Source organism: Parasphaerochaeta coccoides DSM 17374 (genome assembly GCF_000208385.1).
Lineage (GTDB): Bacteria > Spirochaetota > Spirochaetia > Sphaerochaetales > Sphaerochaetaceae > Parasphaerochaeta > Parasphaerochaeta coccoides.
Genome location: NC_015436.1, coordinates 1,889,473 through 1,906,534 on the forward strand (window position 1 = coordinate 1,889,473; position 17,062 = coordinate 1,906,534).

At 51.7% G+C, this 17,062-nt stretch carries 15 protein-coding genes; 11 read left to right on the top strand and 4 right to left on the bottom strand.

Going from position 1 to position 17,062, the window contains the following annotated elements; translation table 11 throughout:
- Window positions 1-33: 33 nt before the first annotated feature.
- Complete coding sequence (locus tag SPICO_RS08140) at window positions 34-759, bottom strand: RsmE family RNA methyltransferase (protein WP_013740191.1); 726 nt, start codon at window positions 757-759, stop codon at window positions 34-36.
- 132 nt (window positions 760-891) lie between these two features.
- Here SPICO_RS08140 and SPICO_RS08145 point away from each other — a divergent pair, with 132 nt between their 5' ends.
- Window positions 892-2,517, top strand: a complete 1,626-nt coding sequence (locus SPICO_RS08145; protein WP_013740192.1) for a peptide ABC transporter substrate-binding protein — start codon at window positions 892-894, stop codon at window positions 2,515-2,517.
- On the opposite strand, the gene malQ is transcribed toward SPICO_RS08145, so the two are convergent.
- The gene (gene malQ, locus SPICO_RS08150) at window positions 2,501-4,033 is read right to left on the bottom strand and encodes a 4-alpha-glucanotransferase (RefSeq protein WP_013740193.1); all 1,533 of its coding nucleotides are present in this window, start codon (window positions 4,031-4,033) and stop codon (window positions 2,501-2,503) included. The two genes, SPICO_RS08145 and malQ, sit on opposite strands and share 17 nt — an antisense overlap.
- 92 nt (window positions 4,034-4,125) lie before the next feature.
- Between malQ and SPICO_RS08155 the strand changes: the two genes are divergently transcribed.
- From SPICO_RS08155 to ispF, 3 genes are read left to right on the top strand one after another with little or no spacing between them, the layout of a single operon-like run.
- Window positions 4,126-4,632, top strand: a complete 507-nt coding sequence (locus SPICO_RS08155; protein WP_052295863.1) for a CarD family transcriptional regulator — start codon at window positions 4,126-4,128, stop codon at window positions 4,630-4,632.
- Window positions 4,633-4,635: 3 nt separating this feature from the next.
- A complete protein-coding gene (locus SPICO_RS08160; protein ID WP_013740195.1) occupies window positions 4,636-5,514 on the top strand; it encodes an IspD/TarI family cytidylyltransferase in 879 nt (292 codons plus the stop codon).
- Window positions 5,495-6,016, top strand: a complete 522-nt coding sequence (ispF, locus tag SPICO_RS08165; RefSeq protein ID WP_013740196.1) for a 2-C-methyl-D-erythritol 2,4-cyclodiphosphate synthase — start codon at window positions 5,495-5,497, stop codon at window positions 6,014-6,016. The genes SPICO_RS08160 and ispF overlap by 20 nt, the downstream gene beginning before the upstream one ends.
- Window positions 6,017-6,089: 73 nt before the next feature.
- Here ispF and SPICO_RS08170 read toward each other — a convergent pair whose 3' ends face one another.
- Window positions 6,090-6,878: a hypothetical protein gene (locus SPICO_RS08170; protein ID WP_245523199.1), complete on the bottom strand. Its 789-nt coding sequence runs from the start codon at window positions 6,876-6,878 to the stop codon at window positions 6,090-6,092.
- A 193-nt stretch (window positions 6,879-7,071) separates the two neighbouring features.
- Here SPICO_RS08170 and SPICO_RS08175 point away from each other — a divergent pair, with 193 nt between their 5' ends.
- Entirely contained in the window at window positions 7,072-7,392 is a 321-nt protein-coding gene (locus SPICO_RS08175; RefSeq protein ID WP_041395205.1) for a hypothetical protein, read from the top strand.
- Entirely contained in the window at window positions 7,389-7,778 is a 390-nt protein-coding gene (locus tag SPICO_RS08180; RefSeq protein WP_013740198.1) for a virulence RhuM family protein, read from the top strand. Before SPICO_RS08175 ends, SPICO_RS08180 begins: the two co-directional genes overlap by 4 nt.
- A 127-nt stretch (window positions 7,779-7,905) precedes the next feature.
- Here SPICO_RS08180 and fusA read toward each other — a convergent pair whose 3' ends face one another.
- Window positions 7,906-10,023 carry an elongation factor G gene (gene fusA / locus SPICO_RS08185; RefSeq protein WP_013740199.1) on the bottom strand — a complete coding sequence of 706 codons (2,118 nt, stop codon included), beginning with the start codon at window positions 10,021-10,023 and terminating at the stop codon, window positions 7,906-7,908.
- Between the two features lie 525 nt (window positions 10,024-10,548).
- Between fusA and SPICO_RS08190 the strand changes: the two genes are divergently transcribed.
- The 5 genes from SPICO_RS08190 (at window position 10,549) to SPICO_RS09955 (ending at window position 16,886) form a co-directional block, all read left to right on the top strand.
- The gene (locus tag SPICO_RS08190) at window positions 10,549-11,886 is read left to right on the top strand and encodes a uracil-xanthine permease family protein (protein ID WP_013740200.1); all 1,338 of its coding nucleotides are present in this window, start codon (window positions 10,549-10,551) and stop codon (window positions 11,884-11,886) included.
- Window positions 11,887-12,260: 374 nt separating this feature from the next.
- Entirely contained in the window at window positions 12,261-13,118 is an 858-nt protein-coding gene (locus tag SPICO_RS08195) for an acyl-ACP thioesterase domain-containing protein (RefSeq protein WP_013740201.1), read from the top strand.
- A 133-nt stretch (window positions 13,119-13,251) separates the two neighbouring features.
- Complete coding sequence (locus SPICO_RS10425; protein WP_169310079.1) at window positions 13,252-13,401, top strand: hypothetical protein; 150 nt, start codon at window positions 13,252-13,254, stop codon at window positions 13,399-13,401.
- 12 nt (window positions 13,402-13,413) lie between these two features.
- On the top strand, window positions 13,414-14,301 hold the full coding sequence (locus SPICO_RS08200; protein ID WP_013740202.1) for a fructose bisphosphate aldolase: 888 nt from the start codon (window positions 13,414-13,416) through the stop codon (window positions 14,299-14,301).
- 302 nt (window positions 14,302-14,603) lie between these two features.
- Window positions 14,604-16,886: an RCC1 domain-containing protein gene (locus SPICO_RS09955; RefSeq protein ID WP_013740203.1), complete on the top strand. Its 2,283-nt coding sequence runs from the start codon at window positions 14,604-14,606 to the stop codon at window positions 16,884-16,886.
- Window positions 16,887-17,062: the final 176 nt, after the last annotated feature.

The window sequence follows — 17,062 nt, forward strand, 5'->3', positions numbered from 1 at the left end:
TGGGGGGGGGGAGAACGATGCATGAGAAAACGGTTACAGCACTCCCAGCCGATGCATTGCCATAGCGACTGCTACGACGCAGGCTGTCTCGGTACGCAGCACGCGCCCCCCCAGGGAAAAGACGGAGAAGCCTGATTCCAGGAAAAACTGCCTCTCCCTATCGCTCCAGCCCCGTTCAGGACCGATTGCAACGGTACAGGCTTTCGTTATGGCATCACCGGCAGAAAAGAGAGGCGCGTTCTCCGTATTGTCCAAGAGGAAATGCGCGGCATGCGGAGAAAGAAGCCTGGCGGCATGATTGACAGAAGGAGTGAGGAAAAATTCTGGGAATCCCGTGCCAACCGCCTGCATCGCTCCGTCCAGGAGATATTTCATGTATTCTCCGTCACTCCATAGACCGGCTGCCTGGTACGATTTCTCCGCGGTATCAGCCCCGCTGACAATCAGGCGGGAAACTCCCAGCATGGCCGCGTCACGCAGGATACGCTTCATGCAAATCGGACGGACTTGGGCGACAAGCAACGTCACGGGAACCTGCCCCCGCGCCTCATCGCCTTCTTTTTCCTGTGTCCATGAGAACCTGATGCCGCTTTCGTCAAGACTCTCTATCTTGGCATGACCGGAGGCTCCGTTCACGATGCCCGCGGAAAAACTATCTCCCTCATGGAGCCTGAGTACGTGGATGATATGTCCATACCGGAAATCGGAAGCGGGAAGAAAGGAGTCCGCGTCAAGGTTTTCAAACAAGACAATGTTCATGGTTTCTACTATAGCATGAATCCATGAAAATTACGCCTTCAGCACAATCGACTCCAGGCTTGTCGTCCGTTTCGTCCCAGACAAAATCCTGCGACGATTGCCGATGACGGTTTCCTTTGGTACTATTTAGGCATGGGACACACGGCGCGTATTCTGACATTGCTTCTCTGCTCGGTTCTCCTGCTCCCGGCCACGGCAATAGCTAACGGTCGCATGGAGGCGAAAATCTCCATTGAAACGGAAATACGTCATCCTGTACCATCCGCGCCGCCAATTCCCGATGATGGCATAACGCTTGTCATTGCCCTGGACAAAGGAGAAGATGTCCTGAGCTTTCATCCCCATGAAGCGGCGACTGCCCTATCTTCCCTTGCCTCATCAGCTGTCGCGGAAGGTTTGACGACTTACTCACGGGATGCCTCGGATGCCGTTCCGGCTCTCGCCAGTTCGTGGATACAGTCCACCGACGGACTGATGTGGATATTCACCCTGCGAACCGGCATATGCTTTTCAGACGGAACGCCCATCACATCTCATTCCGTCATTGACTCCTGGCTCAACCTGCTGGCTCCGGGAAACCCCAACTCAAGTTATTCTTCTTTCTTGGACAGCGTCGTCGGCGTCAAGGCATACCGGACAGGAACCGGAGAAACATCGGGCGTCGGTTTCCGCGCCTTGGACGACACCCATTTGCTCATCTCCCTCAAATATCCGGCGTCCTATCTCCCCATGCTGCTGGCTTCTCCGGGTTTTGCCGTTGTCCATCCTGCCATCCTGAAGGACAACAACCTCGCCGGAACGTATTCAAGCGGCCCCTTCATCCTCAAGTCGCAGGACAAATACGGCTATACGCTGGTCAGGAATCCTCAGCATCAGATTGCGGATACGCCGGGTTATGACATCTTGCGTCTGGACATTCGCGGTCCCGGTATAGCCGTCTATGAAGATTACAAGAACGGGAAGATACACTGGTCCCAAGTCTATATACCTGAACCGTGGCTGACTGGCGGAGACGTGTTCATGGCTCCCCAGTACTCAACCGATTTCTTTTATTTCAGTACGCAGGAAGAACCCTACGCCGACCCACGGGTACGCCGTGCGCTGCTCAGCCTGCTCGATGCCAAGGTGATACGCTCCCTGAAACCTTTGATCGCCACAAAGTCGCTGGTGCCTTTCAGCACGGCAGCTTTCCCGTCTTCGGCAGTGACGGCGGATGAGCGCAGGACACAGGCTCTCTCCCTGCTGGCCGAAGCCGGGTATGGAGACTCCGGAAAAAGCCTGCCGGAAATCGTCATGGCGGTGCATAGAGGTTCCCAGACACAGCAAACGGCGGAATATATCGCCGATACATGGGCACGGGAACTAGGCATCACCGTCATCCTGGATACCGTTCCTTTGTCCGTCTATGCGACACATCCTGAAAATTCCCCTTATGAATTTGCCACGCTCACATGGATCGGGGACTTCCCCGCGCCACAGGCGTTTCTCTCGCTTTGGCTGTCGGACAGCAGCTACAATCTCGGCAAATATGCCGACAAAGAATATGACGCCTTGGTAAGCCTCGCCAACAAGGCAACGGATGAAGAGGAACGTTCACGTTTCCTTAGCCAAGCGGAACAACGTCTGCTTGACCAAGGAGCCGTCTATCCTCTCACTCACGGTTTCTCCGTCAACTTCGTGAATACCCGTCTTCTCTCCGGATGGGAAGCTAACGCCCTGGACATCCATCCCTGGCGTTACCTTACGCCTGCCCGGTAGAACGTCCGTACATTGTCACCATGCCTGAGAATCTCTCCACCATCCAGCCTTGCAGAGCTTCGGGGTTCATCCTCCATCCCCAATTATGGGTACCGCAGGTTCCCGGTGTATTGAAACGCGCTTCATCGCCGCATCCCAAGATATCCTGGATGGGGAACACGGCATAGCGGGCACGGCTCATCATGATGACGCGAATCATCTGCCAGACGACATCCCCATCATCACATTGAAGATAGCACCTCACCATGTCCTTGTACTCATGGGAAAGCGAGGAGAACCATCCCCGGCTGGTCTGGTTGTCATGGGTTCCGGTATAGGCCGCGCTGTCATAGTCATACTCATGGGGAAGATAGTCATGATGGGGATTGAAGCGGCCATCTTTCTTTTCAAAGGCGAATTGGAGGATCTTCATGCCGGGGAATCCGTTTTCAACACGCAACTGCTCGACATCGGGAGTAATCACTCCCAAATCCTCCGCTATGATGTCCATGTTTCCCAGCTTCTCACGCGCAGCGGCGAGCAAACGGGTTCCGGGAGATGCGACCCAGCGTCCGGAGGCGGCTGTAGATGCCGATGCCGGTACTACCCAGCAGGCGGCAAAACCTCGGAAGTGGTCAAGCCGCAGGATATCCACTTGGGAGAAAGCCGCCGCAAGCCGACGTGTCCACCAAGCGAAACCATCTTCTTCATGCTTTTCCCATGCATACACCGGGTTACCCCACAACTGCCCCGTGGCAGAGAAGGCGTCGGGCGGAACTCCCCCCAGCTCCGTCTGCACACCATCGGGAGAAAACGAAAGTAGTTCACGATGACTCCATGCGTCAGCACTGTCAGCCGCAACATAGATAGGCAGGTCTCCAATGATGGATATACCTTTGCCGTGAGCATAAGAACGGACTGCCTGCCACTGACGGAAAAAGAAAAATTGCCTGATCTTGGCATTCTCCAGCTCGACAGCCTTTTTCTCACGCCATGAAACCAGCGCGTCAGGCTTGCGCAGGGCTATGTCCTTGTCCCATGTTGTGAACCAGCGGGAGTCCCCATAATGGACGCACAATACTTCATACAGGGCGTAATCTTCCAGCCATCCCGCCTGGGCTGCACAGAAGGCATGAAATTCCTCCATGAGAGTATCATCAGCGGTCTTCAAGAAACGGGCAGCAGCCAAAGCAAGCAGCGGTTCCTTCCATGCACGCACAGCGGCATAATCTACGTAATCAGATGGAAAGGACGGGGCGGAAAGCAAGGCATCAATATCAAGAAATCCCTCAATGGCAAGGGAGCGCAGGTCAATGAGAAGTTCATTGCCGGCGAAGGATGAGCGGGCGGCATATGGGGAATCCCCGTATCCTGTGGGGCCAAGAGGGAGGATTTGCCAGAGCGAGACTTGCATACGGGAAAGCAGGTCAAGGAAATCACGGGAACCCTGTCCGAAATCCCCGATGCCATAGGCTCCGGGCAACATGCCGGGATGCAGCAGGATACCTGCCACGCGTCTTTCTGTTTTATTCTTCATGAGATGCACTGTATCGCAAAACCAAGTCCTGTGGCTATCTGGCAGCACGGGTTGCGCTTGTACTTAGCGTGATTTTGCTGTATGATGAACACATGAGTTCTTCAGATATAGGCATGAAATTTTCTGTCGGTGACCACATTGTTTATCCTCTCCAGGGGGTCGGCATCATCAAATGTATCGAAGAACGCAACTTCCAGGGTGAACCTCAGCCGTATTATGTCATCCACATTGCTATCTCGGACATGATTGTCAAGATTCCCATTGCCAAAGCCGCGGAAATGGGCATCCGTGCCATTGTCCCTCCCAGCGAGGCACAGGAGGCCATTGATAGCATCTCCAGCAAATATGACCCCCTTCCTGTGGACTGGAAGACACGCTACCAGATGAACGTCGATCTTCTCCAGCAGGGTTCCATTGCTTCCATAGCCCAGGTCGTACAGGCATTGTATCACCGAAGCAAGGTCAAGGAGCTTCCCGTCCAGGAACGCAAGCTGTACGATGGCGCTCTCAGGCTTCTTATTGATGAAGTGTCCTTCTCACTCAAGAGACCCGAAGACGAGATAGAAAAGCTCATCTTCTCACGGCTGGAGAAAAAGTGACCCATGGCTTTCCCTCCTCACGCGGTCGTCGTGACGGCGGCCGGGACAAGCGATAGATTCAGTATATCCAATGACGAAACCCTCTCCGTAAAAAAGGAATTTCTAACGATCGATGGCAAAACTGTCTTGTACCGGGCAGTTTCTCCTTTCATGGAGGTTCCAGGATGCCGCTTGCTTATCGTGACGTATCCGGAGGGTATGGAAGCGGATGTCGCCTATGCCCTTGATGACATCATGAACCAGAATCGTATTCCTCTCTTTCTGGTAACCGGTGGCAGGACAAGGCAGTCTTCCGTACAGTGTGCCCTGGAGAGGATTGCGTCTTTGGACATTCCCATAGAATATGTAGCCATCCACGACGGAGCTCGCCCTTATGTGACTCCTCAGTTGGTCATAAACACATTGGCCATGGCTTCCGTGTTCGGCGGAGCCGCTCCTGTGATACCGGTAAATGACGCCCTCACGGAAGTGGATGAAAATGGCCTGATGCGCAACCACATCCCCCGTGCCATGACACGAGCCATCCAGACACCCCAGATTTTCCGATTCACGGAAATACTTGAGGCGCACAGACAAGCTGCCCGTTCCGGACACTACTCTTATGTAGATGATACCGAGATATACCAGGCGCATGGCGGCCATGTCTGCGCGTCGGAAGGCGACCGCGCCAACAGAAAGATTACCTGGCCGGAGGACATACCGGATTACGCCGCCCAAGTCGCCGCATACAGGGAGGCACGGGACAAGGGAAGGAAACAGATGAAAGCACTCCGTGACTTCGAGGCGCTTCGCACGCAGACCCGGATGGAAATAATAGCACACCAGCGGAATGCTGAAATCCACGGAGAAAACGGAGAAGACAATGAGCTTCAGGATAGGTAACGGCTGGGATTTGCATCGTCTGACCACTGGACGAAATCTCATGCTTGGCGGGGTTTTGATTCCTCATGACAAGGGAGAAGACGCACATTCTGATGGTGATGTCTTGATTCATGCCATCATTGACGCCCTGCTCGGTTCCATGGCAAAAGGGGACATAGGAAACCATTTCCCTCCCCATGACGACCGCTGGAAAGATGCCGACAGCAGCTATCTCCTGACTCTGGTCATGGAAACCCTGAAAGAAGAAGGTCTTTCTGTCGTGAACATCGACACCACTGTCATACTCCAGGAACCACATCTTCAACCGTATATTCTGGATATCAGGAAAACCCTTGCCCGCTTGATGGGGCTTTCTGTTTCCGTCATCTCCGTCAAAGCCAAGACAGCAGAACACATCTTGGGAGAACTTGGCAGCGGGGATGCGATAGAAGCCCAAGCAACCGTACTTGTCCATGTCATGGAAAAAACCAGGGAATTGGAAAATCCTGCGGAGACGCCATAAGCTTCTCATAAAAACGACGGCCACCGGATTTCTCCCGTGACCGCCATCCGCACCCGATTCGCCTTACTTCATCTCATGCCTTTGCAATGAGCATTGTCTTGGGATCCAGAACCACTCCCGTCGGCTTGGGGATGGTGATGCCATGGTTCTTCACCACATTCATGATCACTTTATCAATCTTCTCATCATAAATCAGGCCGATGAGAACATCAATCTGACTCATGTACTTACGCACCGTTTCCGGCACACCGTACTCGTCAATATGGGTATCACTTTTCTCAGGAGATACCGCGAACCATGCTTCAAGATTGAGTTTCTTCACAAATGCCTTAATCTGATTCAAGTCGGTTTCCGACGCAAGCGTAAGCCTGTACCCGTCGAACAGTACGGCATCAGCCTTGAACGAACCATGGTCAATCAGTGTCTCCAGGCTGTTCAAAACTTTTTCAATAGGCATTTCCTGATTGAAATTCATTACGACACGATTGGCAAGGATTGATGAATATGTTTCAGAAGGATCATCAATTGGCTTGCCATCGGACAGTTCACGGAAAACCTCTTTGTACCAATTGACTACATGTTCGACATTCCCTGAAAAGGAAACGTGGATTACTTGCTCGCCTTTGAAAAGTTTGTCAGTGGCCAACTGGACTAAGCACGCTGTCTTGCCTACACCATGACGGGATACCAAGACACCAAGATTACCACGCCCCAAACCGCCGCTGATAGACTCGTCAAAGACCCGAAGAGGGCTCAATTCAACCAACTCCTGGATTTCCATAAGCAGTACCTCCATATCATTCTGTTGTTCCTCAAGTATACCATGAAACAAGACCGCTGAAAGAAAAATGTCGTCTTTCATCACCTTTCATTATCACCAATCTACCAGATATCATTTTCTTGCATGCAACATTACTATCGGAAGATGCCATGTGAGTGCTGACAGTGACATTCAATATCCTATTGTTTAAAACAAGTAGTCTTTAGGACTGTGTTGTCAAGGGCATTTCGGATTAAATTTTCCAGAAGAATTCAATCTCCATACGGTATTGCGGATGCCGCACAGCGTTTTCTCGCCCTACGCCGGTATTACGACCAACAGCCTTTTCTTCGAGCATTCCAAACCGACTGTGGAATGGTGGAACGACCGCAATGAAATCACAATAGACGGATTCGATAAGGCAAAACGGTACACGGTTCAAGAGCTTGTTGACCGCAACTACAACATCGACCTCTGCGGATTCCCGCACGAGAAAGAAGAAATCCTGCCGCCTTGCGAATTGATTCAACAGTGTCAGGAAAAGCGGGCAAGCCTGAACGCAGACATTGACCGCATTCTCGCTGAAATTGAGACGATATTGGGGGTGCAAGCGTGAAGAAGAAAGAGAAATCAAATCTGCCGATGATTCATAGCTCGACGGCTGAGTACCTTACCTTCGTGGCGGCGACGGGCGACACACCGGACAACGTGGAGATGCGCTACCAAGACGAAAACATTTGGCTTACTCAAAAGATGATGGCGGCGTTGTATGATGTAAGCGTGGCCGCAGTCAATCAGCATATCAAGCGTATTTACCCCGATGGCGAGCTTGAGCCGGGGGCAACTATTAAGAAATACTTAATAGTTCAAACCGAGGGAACACGGCAAGTAGAGAGGGAAATCGATCACTATAATCTCCAAATGATTATCGCTGTCGGTTTCAAGGTGAACAACGAACGCGCTGTGCGTTTCCGCAAATGGGCGGATGCGCTATGCTTTTAGTGGTTCCCTGAATCGGATTATCCGAAGTACCCTTTACAGCATAGCTCTTTGAGCAAATACTGATAAAACAAAAGAGGTTTTCCCGTACATGCCGGAAAAACCTCCCATAAAAAGAACAAGGATTGCTTTATTTCTGTTCCGCTTTCCTTTTTTCCTGATACTTCTTCTTCAATTCCTCGGAAACTCCCTGAGGAACACGACCATACTTGGCGACCTCCATGGCAAATTCCGCCTTACCTTGGGTAAGGGAACGCAGAACCGTGGAATATCCGAACATCTCTGAAAGAGGAACTTCCGCCTCGACCTGACAGTTGTTGTTATCCTCGGAAGAACTGATGATCACACCACGACGCTGGTTGATGCTGCCGAAGATGTTTCCCTGGAACTCCGTAGGACCTTCGACGGACACCTTCATGATAGGCTCAAGGATAATTGGCTTGGCCTTGTCATAAACCTCACGGAAAGCACCGAGCGCCGCAGTCTGGAACGCCATGTCAGAAGAATCGACCGGATGCCATGCGCCATCATTGACAAGAGCGCGGACACCAACGACAGGGAATCCAACCTGGGTTCCTTTCTTGATTGCAGTCTGGAAGCCCTTGTCGCAGGACGGGATGTACTCGGTAGGAATAGATCCTCCCTTGACCTCGTTGACGAACTCGTAGTCCTTCGGTTCTCCCTTCTCGTTGGTCTCGCCTTCAGCAATTGGCTCGATGTAACCGGCAACACGGGCATACTGTCCTGAACCACCCGTCTGCTTCTTGTGGGTATAGTTGAACTCCGCCCGCTGGCTGATCGCTTCACGATACGCGACTTCCGGCTGCCCTATCTCGACCTCTGCCTTATATTCACGCTTCATGCGCTCAATGTAAACTTCAAGGTGCAACTCCCCCATCCCCTTGATGATTGTCTGATTGGACTCAGGATCAACATAGGTCTGGAAGGTCGGATCTTCCTTGGTAAAGCGGTTCAACGCCTTTGCCATATTGTCAGCCGCTTTCTTATCCACCGGCTTGATTGCCAGGCTGATGACAGGATTGGGAACATACATGGAACTCAGCGAATAGTTCAACGATGGGTGGCAGAACGTATCACCGCTGGCACAGTCAATACCGAACAACGCCGCGATTTCACCGCATCCTGCTTCATCGATATCTTCCATGGAAGCCGCATGCATCTTGATCAGACGGCCTACCTTGAACTTACGTCTCGTGCGGGTGTTGACCAATTCATCGCCCTTGCGAATCTTGCCTTGGTAGATGCGGATATACGTCAACTGACCATACTGTCCGTCCTCAAGCTTGAAGCCCAGGATGACAGGAGGCTTGGACTCATCGGATTCCAGGATGACCTCTGCTTCTTTCTTATCCAAGTCCAGTGCCTTGTTGACGACATCGGTCGGTTTGGGAAGATAAGCAAGGACTCCGTCAAGCAAAGGCTGGATGCCCTTGTTCTTGTAAGCGGAACCGACAAACACAGGGACAAGCTCAAGAGCCAAGGTTCCTTTGCGGACGGCATCCACAATCAAGTCCTCGGTCACTCGGTCTTCAAGCATCGCCTCCATCAACTCATCGCTAAACAAGGAAACGGAATCAAGCATTTCCTCACGCTTGGCTTGAGCCTCGGCAAGCAGGTCAGCAGGAATCTCGGCTTCCCGTTGCTGATCCATGTTGGGGCCTTCATCAAAATAATATGCCTTCATGCGAACCAGATCCACAACACCCTGGAGTTTGTCTTCAAGGCCAATGGGAATCTCAAGGAAAACGGCATTAAGCCCCAGCTTGTCAATCAACTGGAGGCGGACACGGTACGGGTTGGCCCCGGTGCGGTCGCACTTGTTGATGAATGCAATGCGGGGGATGTTGTAACGTTTCATCTGGCGGTCAACGGTGATGGACTGGGACTGGACGCCAGCAACGGCGCACAGGATCATGATGGCTCCATCAAGCACGCGCAGGGAGCGTTCGACCTCAATGGTAAAGTCAACGTGTCCCGGAGTGTCAATAATGTTGATCTCGTGCCCTTTCCACGTGACGTTCGTGGCAGCGGAGGCAATGGTGATGCCTCTTTCCCTTTCCAGCTCCATGCTGTCCATGGTCGCGCCGACACCGTCCTTGCCACGGACTTCATGAATAGCGTGAATCTTGTTGCAATAGTAGAGGATGCGCTCGGAAAGCGTTGTTTTCCCTGAGTCGATGTGTGCGCTAATACCGATATTCCTCATCAAATTCATGTCATTGATCATATAAAACCTCTCATCAGAAACTTACGGGACCTCGACCTTCTTTCCGGGCATCCGGCCACCATCCCGGCGCCCACGGAAAAAATACCTTCACGGCATATGACCGAGGTCTTCCTGCGGATTCATTCCTTTTTCAGGGGAGCAACGCACAGGACACGCTTTTTACCCAAGCGTACAGCGTGCAATACTACAATAAATTGATTAAATATTCAATCCACAAACAGTAAGGAATATATGAATATCCATCGGATGTCCTGTGGACGGATATAACCACTTTTCGAGAAATTTCTCCAGATGAGAAAATACTGCTGTATGCCAAAGAAAGCAAGCATCGGTTTCCTTCATGGGGGATGAATTTCCAAACCCCCATTGTCACCGCATTGAGCCGTAAAAAGTCTTGTAAAAAACGAATATTGACCTCCCTGAATGCTTGATACGCTGTTCCCTTCCTCTGTAGAATTACTCGATTCATTCAATGACATACATGCCAAACCCGTGGTGACACGGCAAGGACGAAGGAGTGCGCATATGGCAGAAAGCCACACGAAATCGGGATTCTGGGGTATCCTTGGGTTCACCAAGGGAACATCGAACGATGGACTGCTTCCTTCGGAGGCTCCTGGCCTTGGACGGTTGTTTCTTCTCGCCCTCCAGCAGTTCATTGTCATGTTCCCCGCTACGGTGCTGGTCGCCATTCTCACAGGCTTCCATGTCTCGACCACAATCTTTGCCAGCGGACTGGCAACCCTGAGCTTCCTCTTGGTTACCAGAGGACAGATACCACTTTATTATGGCAGCTCCTTCTCTTATATCGCCGCCATCGTGGCTATCACCGGAGGGGGGCACGCCGGAGGCTATGCTCCCGATCATCTGATTGGACAGGCACAGTTCGGCATCATGATGAGCGGCCTCGTGTCAATCTTCATTGGCCTGCTGGTCAACAAGCTCGGTTTCAAAAGAATCGAGAAGTTCCTTCCCCCGACAGTCACAGGACCTATTGCCATGATCATAGGCGTCTCCTTGATGGGTACAGCCCTGTCACAGGCTTCCGAGGGATGGATTGTCAGCTTGGTCACGCTGCTTGCGACCATAGTGTTCTCCGTCACGCTCAAGGGGGTTCTGGGACAACTTCCCATCCTCTTTGGCATCCTTGTCGGATACATAGTCGCCCTCATCACAGGACAGGTCGATTTCTCTGCGGTGAACCAGACAGCATTCTTCGTCTCTCCTCATTTCACTCTTCCCATTCCTACATGGTCGGCGATTCTGGCAATCATGCCCATAGCGGTAGCCACCATCCCCGAATCCACCGCCCATCTTTTCCAGATTGACATTTATGTCAACAACCTGACAAAGAAACGCGGAGTACCGGAAATCAGACTGTCGGACAAGCTGGGCACGAACCTGGTCGGAGACGGCATCGGCGACATTGTGAGCGCGGCATTCGGAGGACCTGCCGGAACCAACTACGGCGAAAACATCTCCACCATGGCCATCACCCGCATCTTCTCCGTACCGGTTCTGATAGCTGCTGGCGTACTCGCCATCATCATCAGTTTCTTCGGCAAGTTCAGCGCCTTGGTCAATACCATTCCCACGGCTGTAATCGGAGGGTTGTCCGTCTATCTCTTCGGCGTCATCGCAGTGCAGGGAATAGGCATCATTGTGGAGAAGAAAGTAGACCTGTTTGACAACCGTTCCCTGGCTGTCATCTCATCCATTTTGGTAATTGGCATAGGAGGAAGTTTTGCCTTCCCCAATGGCATGATTCCCTTCTTCGGCATGGAACTTCCCGCCATTGCAACGGCGGCCATCTGGGGTATCCTGCTGAACGCGGTACTGCTGTTGACCAAAAAAGACGCGTAACACGCTTTCATAAAAGGCAAAATGACGCAAAGGATATAGTGGAAAATACCAGCGCACGCACCCAACACTTAACAGGGCGTTCCGTTGCGCTGGTTTGTTTCCTCCTGCCACTCCCCATGAAGGTGACCGCCTGACCAAGGTCATGATGAGTCAACCAACCTCTTTTGCATGAAAACCCCCTCTGTAGTGCGTTTTCTGGGTATAGTGGTTATTTTTAACCATCAGAGCCGTTGGTTCATCCTGACTATTCCGTCTTGTCTTTTCTCCTTCAAAAACCACAAATTTTGATTGATTCCTACTATAGGAACGGCCTGACTGTTTCCCTATCCTTTATATGACACCTTTTCCATACCACGGTGTCATGGAGGGCCGATATGGCGGTAGTCCTGAACAAAGACAATGTACTGAGAATGAAATTCATGACAGGCATGCATAACACAGATCCTTTCTTCGTCGCTCGTGAGGAATATCTCTTTCAGATGATGCAGGAAGCAACGAACATCCATGCCCATTTGCGCCAGAGCGATCTTCCTGCCTTGCAGAGGGAAGGCCACACATGGGTCATTGCACGGGCACAGATGAAAATTGACGCCTACAACCTGTGGACACAGGACGTACATGTGAATACATGGGCACAGGAACCTGAACTGTTCTACTTCCCCAGGGTGACTACGGCAAGCGCAAGCTGTGGAAAACCGTTGTTCACCGCCGTCTGCTGGTGGGTGGTACTCGACCTTGCCACATCCCGTCCAATCCAACCTTCTGACATGATTGCACGCTTTGGACTGCCTCCTCATGACGAAACACATCCTCGTTTTCCTGCTCGGTACAAACGTTTCAGGGCAAATACGACTCCTGAAATCATCCCCCTCCACACCTGTACGCCTGTACCTCGTTATGAGGATACGGACAGCAACAACCACATAAACAATGTTTCCTATGTACAATGGATGCTGGACTCCCTGCACCGGGAATTCCGTGACACCTACAAGGCGGTGGACATGGATGTATTCTGGCTTCAACAAGTCTATCTGGGTGACAGGCTCACCATGTGTTCTGGTCCTGCCAGGGAAGCAGCCCAGAATCCTGACGTCCCTCATTATTACCATTATCTGACCCGCACGGAGGCAGACGGAAACAAGAGCTTGGTCTGGGCGGCTGAAAGCCAATGGAACAGGCGGACAAATCTTATCCATGAAACTGATTCCAAGCGTTTAGGCTGGAATGAGTAGTGTCAAATTTCCCTAATTTTCTCTCGGAGCGGGTCAAGGCTTCGAATATCGTCTGCCAGAGAGGGATAGCGCATCTGAATATTTCGTTGTTTCCATCGTTTGTCAGTGGTATAACAATTATACGATGATTTATGTGGATTTTATCGTACGTGCTGGAGCATTCATCATTGTCGGAGTTCCTTTGTTTGTTGTTTGCGTCGAGTTTGGCATTGATTATATAGCAACCGGGAAAAAGAAAGATAACGATAAGAAAAATAGCAATGAGTATCCTGCGGGAAGATGAAGGAGGCATATCATGAACAAAGTCCAGAGAGACCGGATGCATACAGGAAAGGGATTCATAGCCGCGCTTGACCAGAGCGGTGGAAGCACTCCCAAGGCACTCGCCTACTATGGCGTGGAGAAAGATGCATATTCAACCGATGAAGAGATGTTCGCGCTGGTGCATGAGATGAGGTCAAGGATCATCAAAAGTCCTGCCTTCACATCCGAACATGTCCTTGCGGCCATCCTGTTCGAGAATACCATGGACGGAGAAATCGATGGCATCCCCGTCGCGGACTACTTGTGGGAGAAAAAAGGAATAGTCCCGTTCCTCAAGATTGACAAGGGACTTACGGATCTCAAGGATGGCGTCCAGTTGCTCAAGCCCATTCCCGACCTTGATTCCCTCCTGAAGCGCGCCGCGACCAAGCATATATTCGGAACCAAGGAACGCTCGGTCATCAAGGAAGCGAATGAGGATGGCATCAGGCAGATTGTTGACCAGCAGTTCGACCTTGCCCTGAAGGTCATCAAGGCAGGTCTGGTTCCCATCATAGAACCTGAAGTGGACATCCACAGCACGACGAAGAAGGAAGCGGAAGACATCCTGAAGAAACATCTGGCAGCATGGCTTGGTAAGCTGGATGCCACGACCCAGGTCATCTTCAAGCTGACCATCCCTACGGTGGATGACTTCTACAGCGACCTGATGGAAGATCCGCATGTTCTGCGCATCGTGGCTCTTTCCGGCGGGTATAGCCGTGAGGAAGCCAACGAACGGCTGTCGAAGAACCATGGTTTGATTGCCAGTTTCTCCCGCGCCCTTGCGGAAGGACTGAACGTTCATCAGACGGATGCACAGTTCGACAAGTTCCTGGGAGCTTCCGTGCAGAGCATCTATCACGCATCAATCACCTGATACGCTCCGTCACCATGATAGCATCGTAGCATTGCACATGCCGGGGGATGTTGCAAAAGTTGCGGCATCCCTCTTTTCCATGGTTCCCATTTTTACGTAATTAACGCTTGAAAATTAATTAATTTATAATATTCACGCCTAAAATCACCAAATAACCCGAAAGTATTATATGTTTTTCATGCAAAATCATACCTTTGGGTAATAGCTTTCTGCCATCACCACGTTTATACTATTTTCTAATTACTACCATATGCGTAAGCTGGCATGTCATCATCCTCTTCATGGAGAAAGGAAAAGACACTATGAGAGAGAGAGAGAGAGAGAGAGAGAGAGAGAGCAGAGAGAGTAAACTAAGCGTCATGGTCTTCCTGACCATTCTGATGCTACTTATCACCTTCATTTCATGCGACAACAAGCTGAATGTTTCACATACCAATGCAGTGCGCTTCTCCACGGAGATAGGGCGCAAGGCCACGGCAAATTCCGAATGGCAAGCCGATGATGAAGTCGGCATTTACATGCTGGAACATGGTACTGGCACGGCAGCTACTACTGCCCCGGAACGTGCCAACAGACACTACACGGCTGACACGGCCTCCCAGACTTCCGGCTTCACTCCTGCCACCACTGCCGATACCTTGAAGTGGAATGACATTGCCGCTAATGCCAACGACACGTTCGACTTCATCGCCTACTATCCGTGGGCGTACCTGGCTCATACCGAAGATGGTGCCGGTACGACATCCTTCTATGACACTGATACCTTGTACATAGATATCAACCGGGACAGGGGGACACATGAACAGGATACCGGAAAGGCCGATGTCCTGTGGGGACGAACCGACACCGTACAGAACAATACCTCAACGGTGCATCTGAAGCTTGACCATATGCTCTCCCGCCTGATTGTCAACATAGCCCCAAGCACGACCGTTGATGCTGTGGCTATCAATGATGCCACCGCATTTGTGGCTACGGTCAAAGGCTTGGACAACATAACCACGATGAGCCTGGATGACGGTTCTTTGGCTGATGTATCCGGTCTCGCTGCGCCTATTGCAATGAAGGACATTTCCGACACGCTTACGACCACGGAAAGAGCCGAGGGCAAGCGCAGGTTCGAGGCTGTGCTGATACCTGTGGGCAACACTGATGCCCTGGCTAACGTGAGCCTGGAGTTTACCCTGAGCGGTGGTGCTAGAGCTGGTACATACACATGGAAGCCAAGTACCACAGGTGCTGTAGCTGAGGGAGACAAGCATCTGATTCACTTTGACAAAGGCAAGCAGCATGTCTACAACATGACGCTGAACACGGATGATGAAGAAGTCGCCGTTGCCTCTATCCAGATTGAGATCGGAGAGTGGGATGAAGGTGACGGCATAAACGGGGCTGCTACGTTCAAACCATACCGAGCCGTCTCCGCCGGAAGCAATCACACGATGATCCTGAAGAATAACGGCACGCTCTGGGCGACTGGATGGAACAATACTGGTCAACTGGGTGACAGCACTACGGATGACAGAAACACGCCCGAACAGGTCTGGGATTCTACCGATGGTTCCGTGAGAATGGCTGATGTCGCGGCTGTCTCTACCGGACCCGGCCATACGATGATTTTGAAGAAGGACGGCACGCTCTGGGCGACTGGATTAAACGAGTATGGTCAACTGGGTGACGGCACTATGACGACCATCAGAACTCCTCCCGTGCAGGTCAAGGCTAGTACCGATGACAACGACTTCATGACTGATGTCGCGGCTGTCTCCGCTGGACTATATCACACGACGATCCTGAAGAAGGACGGCACACTCTGGGCGACTGGATACAACAATGATGGTCAACTGGGTGTCGGCGCTGTGGCAACCTATACAACAAGCATACCCGTACAGGTCAAGGGTTCTGGTGGGGTCGGGTTCATGACTGATGTCGCGGCTGTCTCCACCAAACAGAACCATACGATGATTCTGAAGAAGGACGGCACGCTCTGGGCGACTGGATACAACTATTATGGTCAACTGGGTGACGGCACTACGACCCGCAGAACTACTCCCGTGCGGGTCAAGGCCAGTATCGCTGAGAACGACTTCATGACTGATGTCGCGGCTGTCTCCGCCGGAAGTTGGCACACAATGATCCTGAAGAAGGACGGCACGCTCTGGGCGACTGGATTCAACAATTATGGTCAACTGGGTGTCGGTGATACTACCGACAGAAGCACGCCCGTGCAGGTCTGGGATTCTACCGATGGTTCCATGAAAATGACTAATGTCGCGGCTGTCTACGCCGGAATGGGGCATACGATGATCCTGAAGAAGGACGGGACGCTCTGGGCGACAGGAAACAACGCTAATGGCCAACTGGGTATCGGTGATACGCCTGCCCAGATAAGCATCCCCGTGCAGGTCAAGGGTGCTAATGGGGTCGGATTCATGACTGATGTCGCGGCTGTCTCCGTCGGAATCTATCACACGATGATCCTGAAGAAGGACGGCACGCTCTGGGCGACTGGACGCAACAACTATGGTCAACTGGGTCTCGGTAATATTACCATCAGAAGAACGCCCGTGCAGGTAATTTTCTGACCGGAACCCCGTTCCGCTACACCGGTATGCCTCCCGGCGACAGCCTGCCGGTCTGACTCTCCGTCCGGATTCTTTCCGTTTTCATCTTTCCGCAGTTCGGCAGGAGAGCAAACCCGGCATGTTCCTTGCGGATGGTTTTCTTATGTTTCCGTTCTGTAACCGCACATCCCACCGTT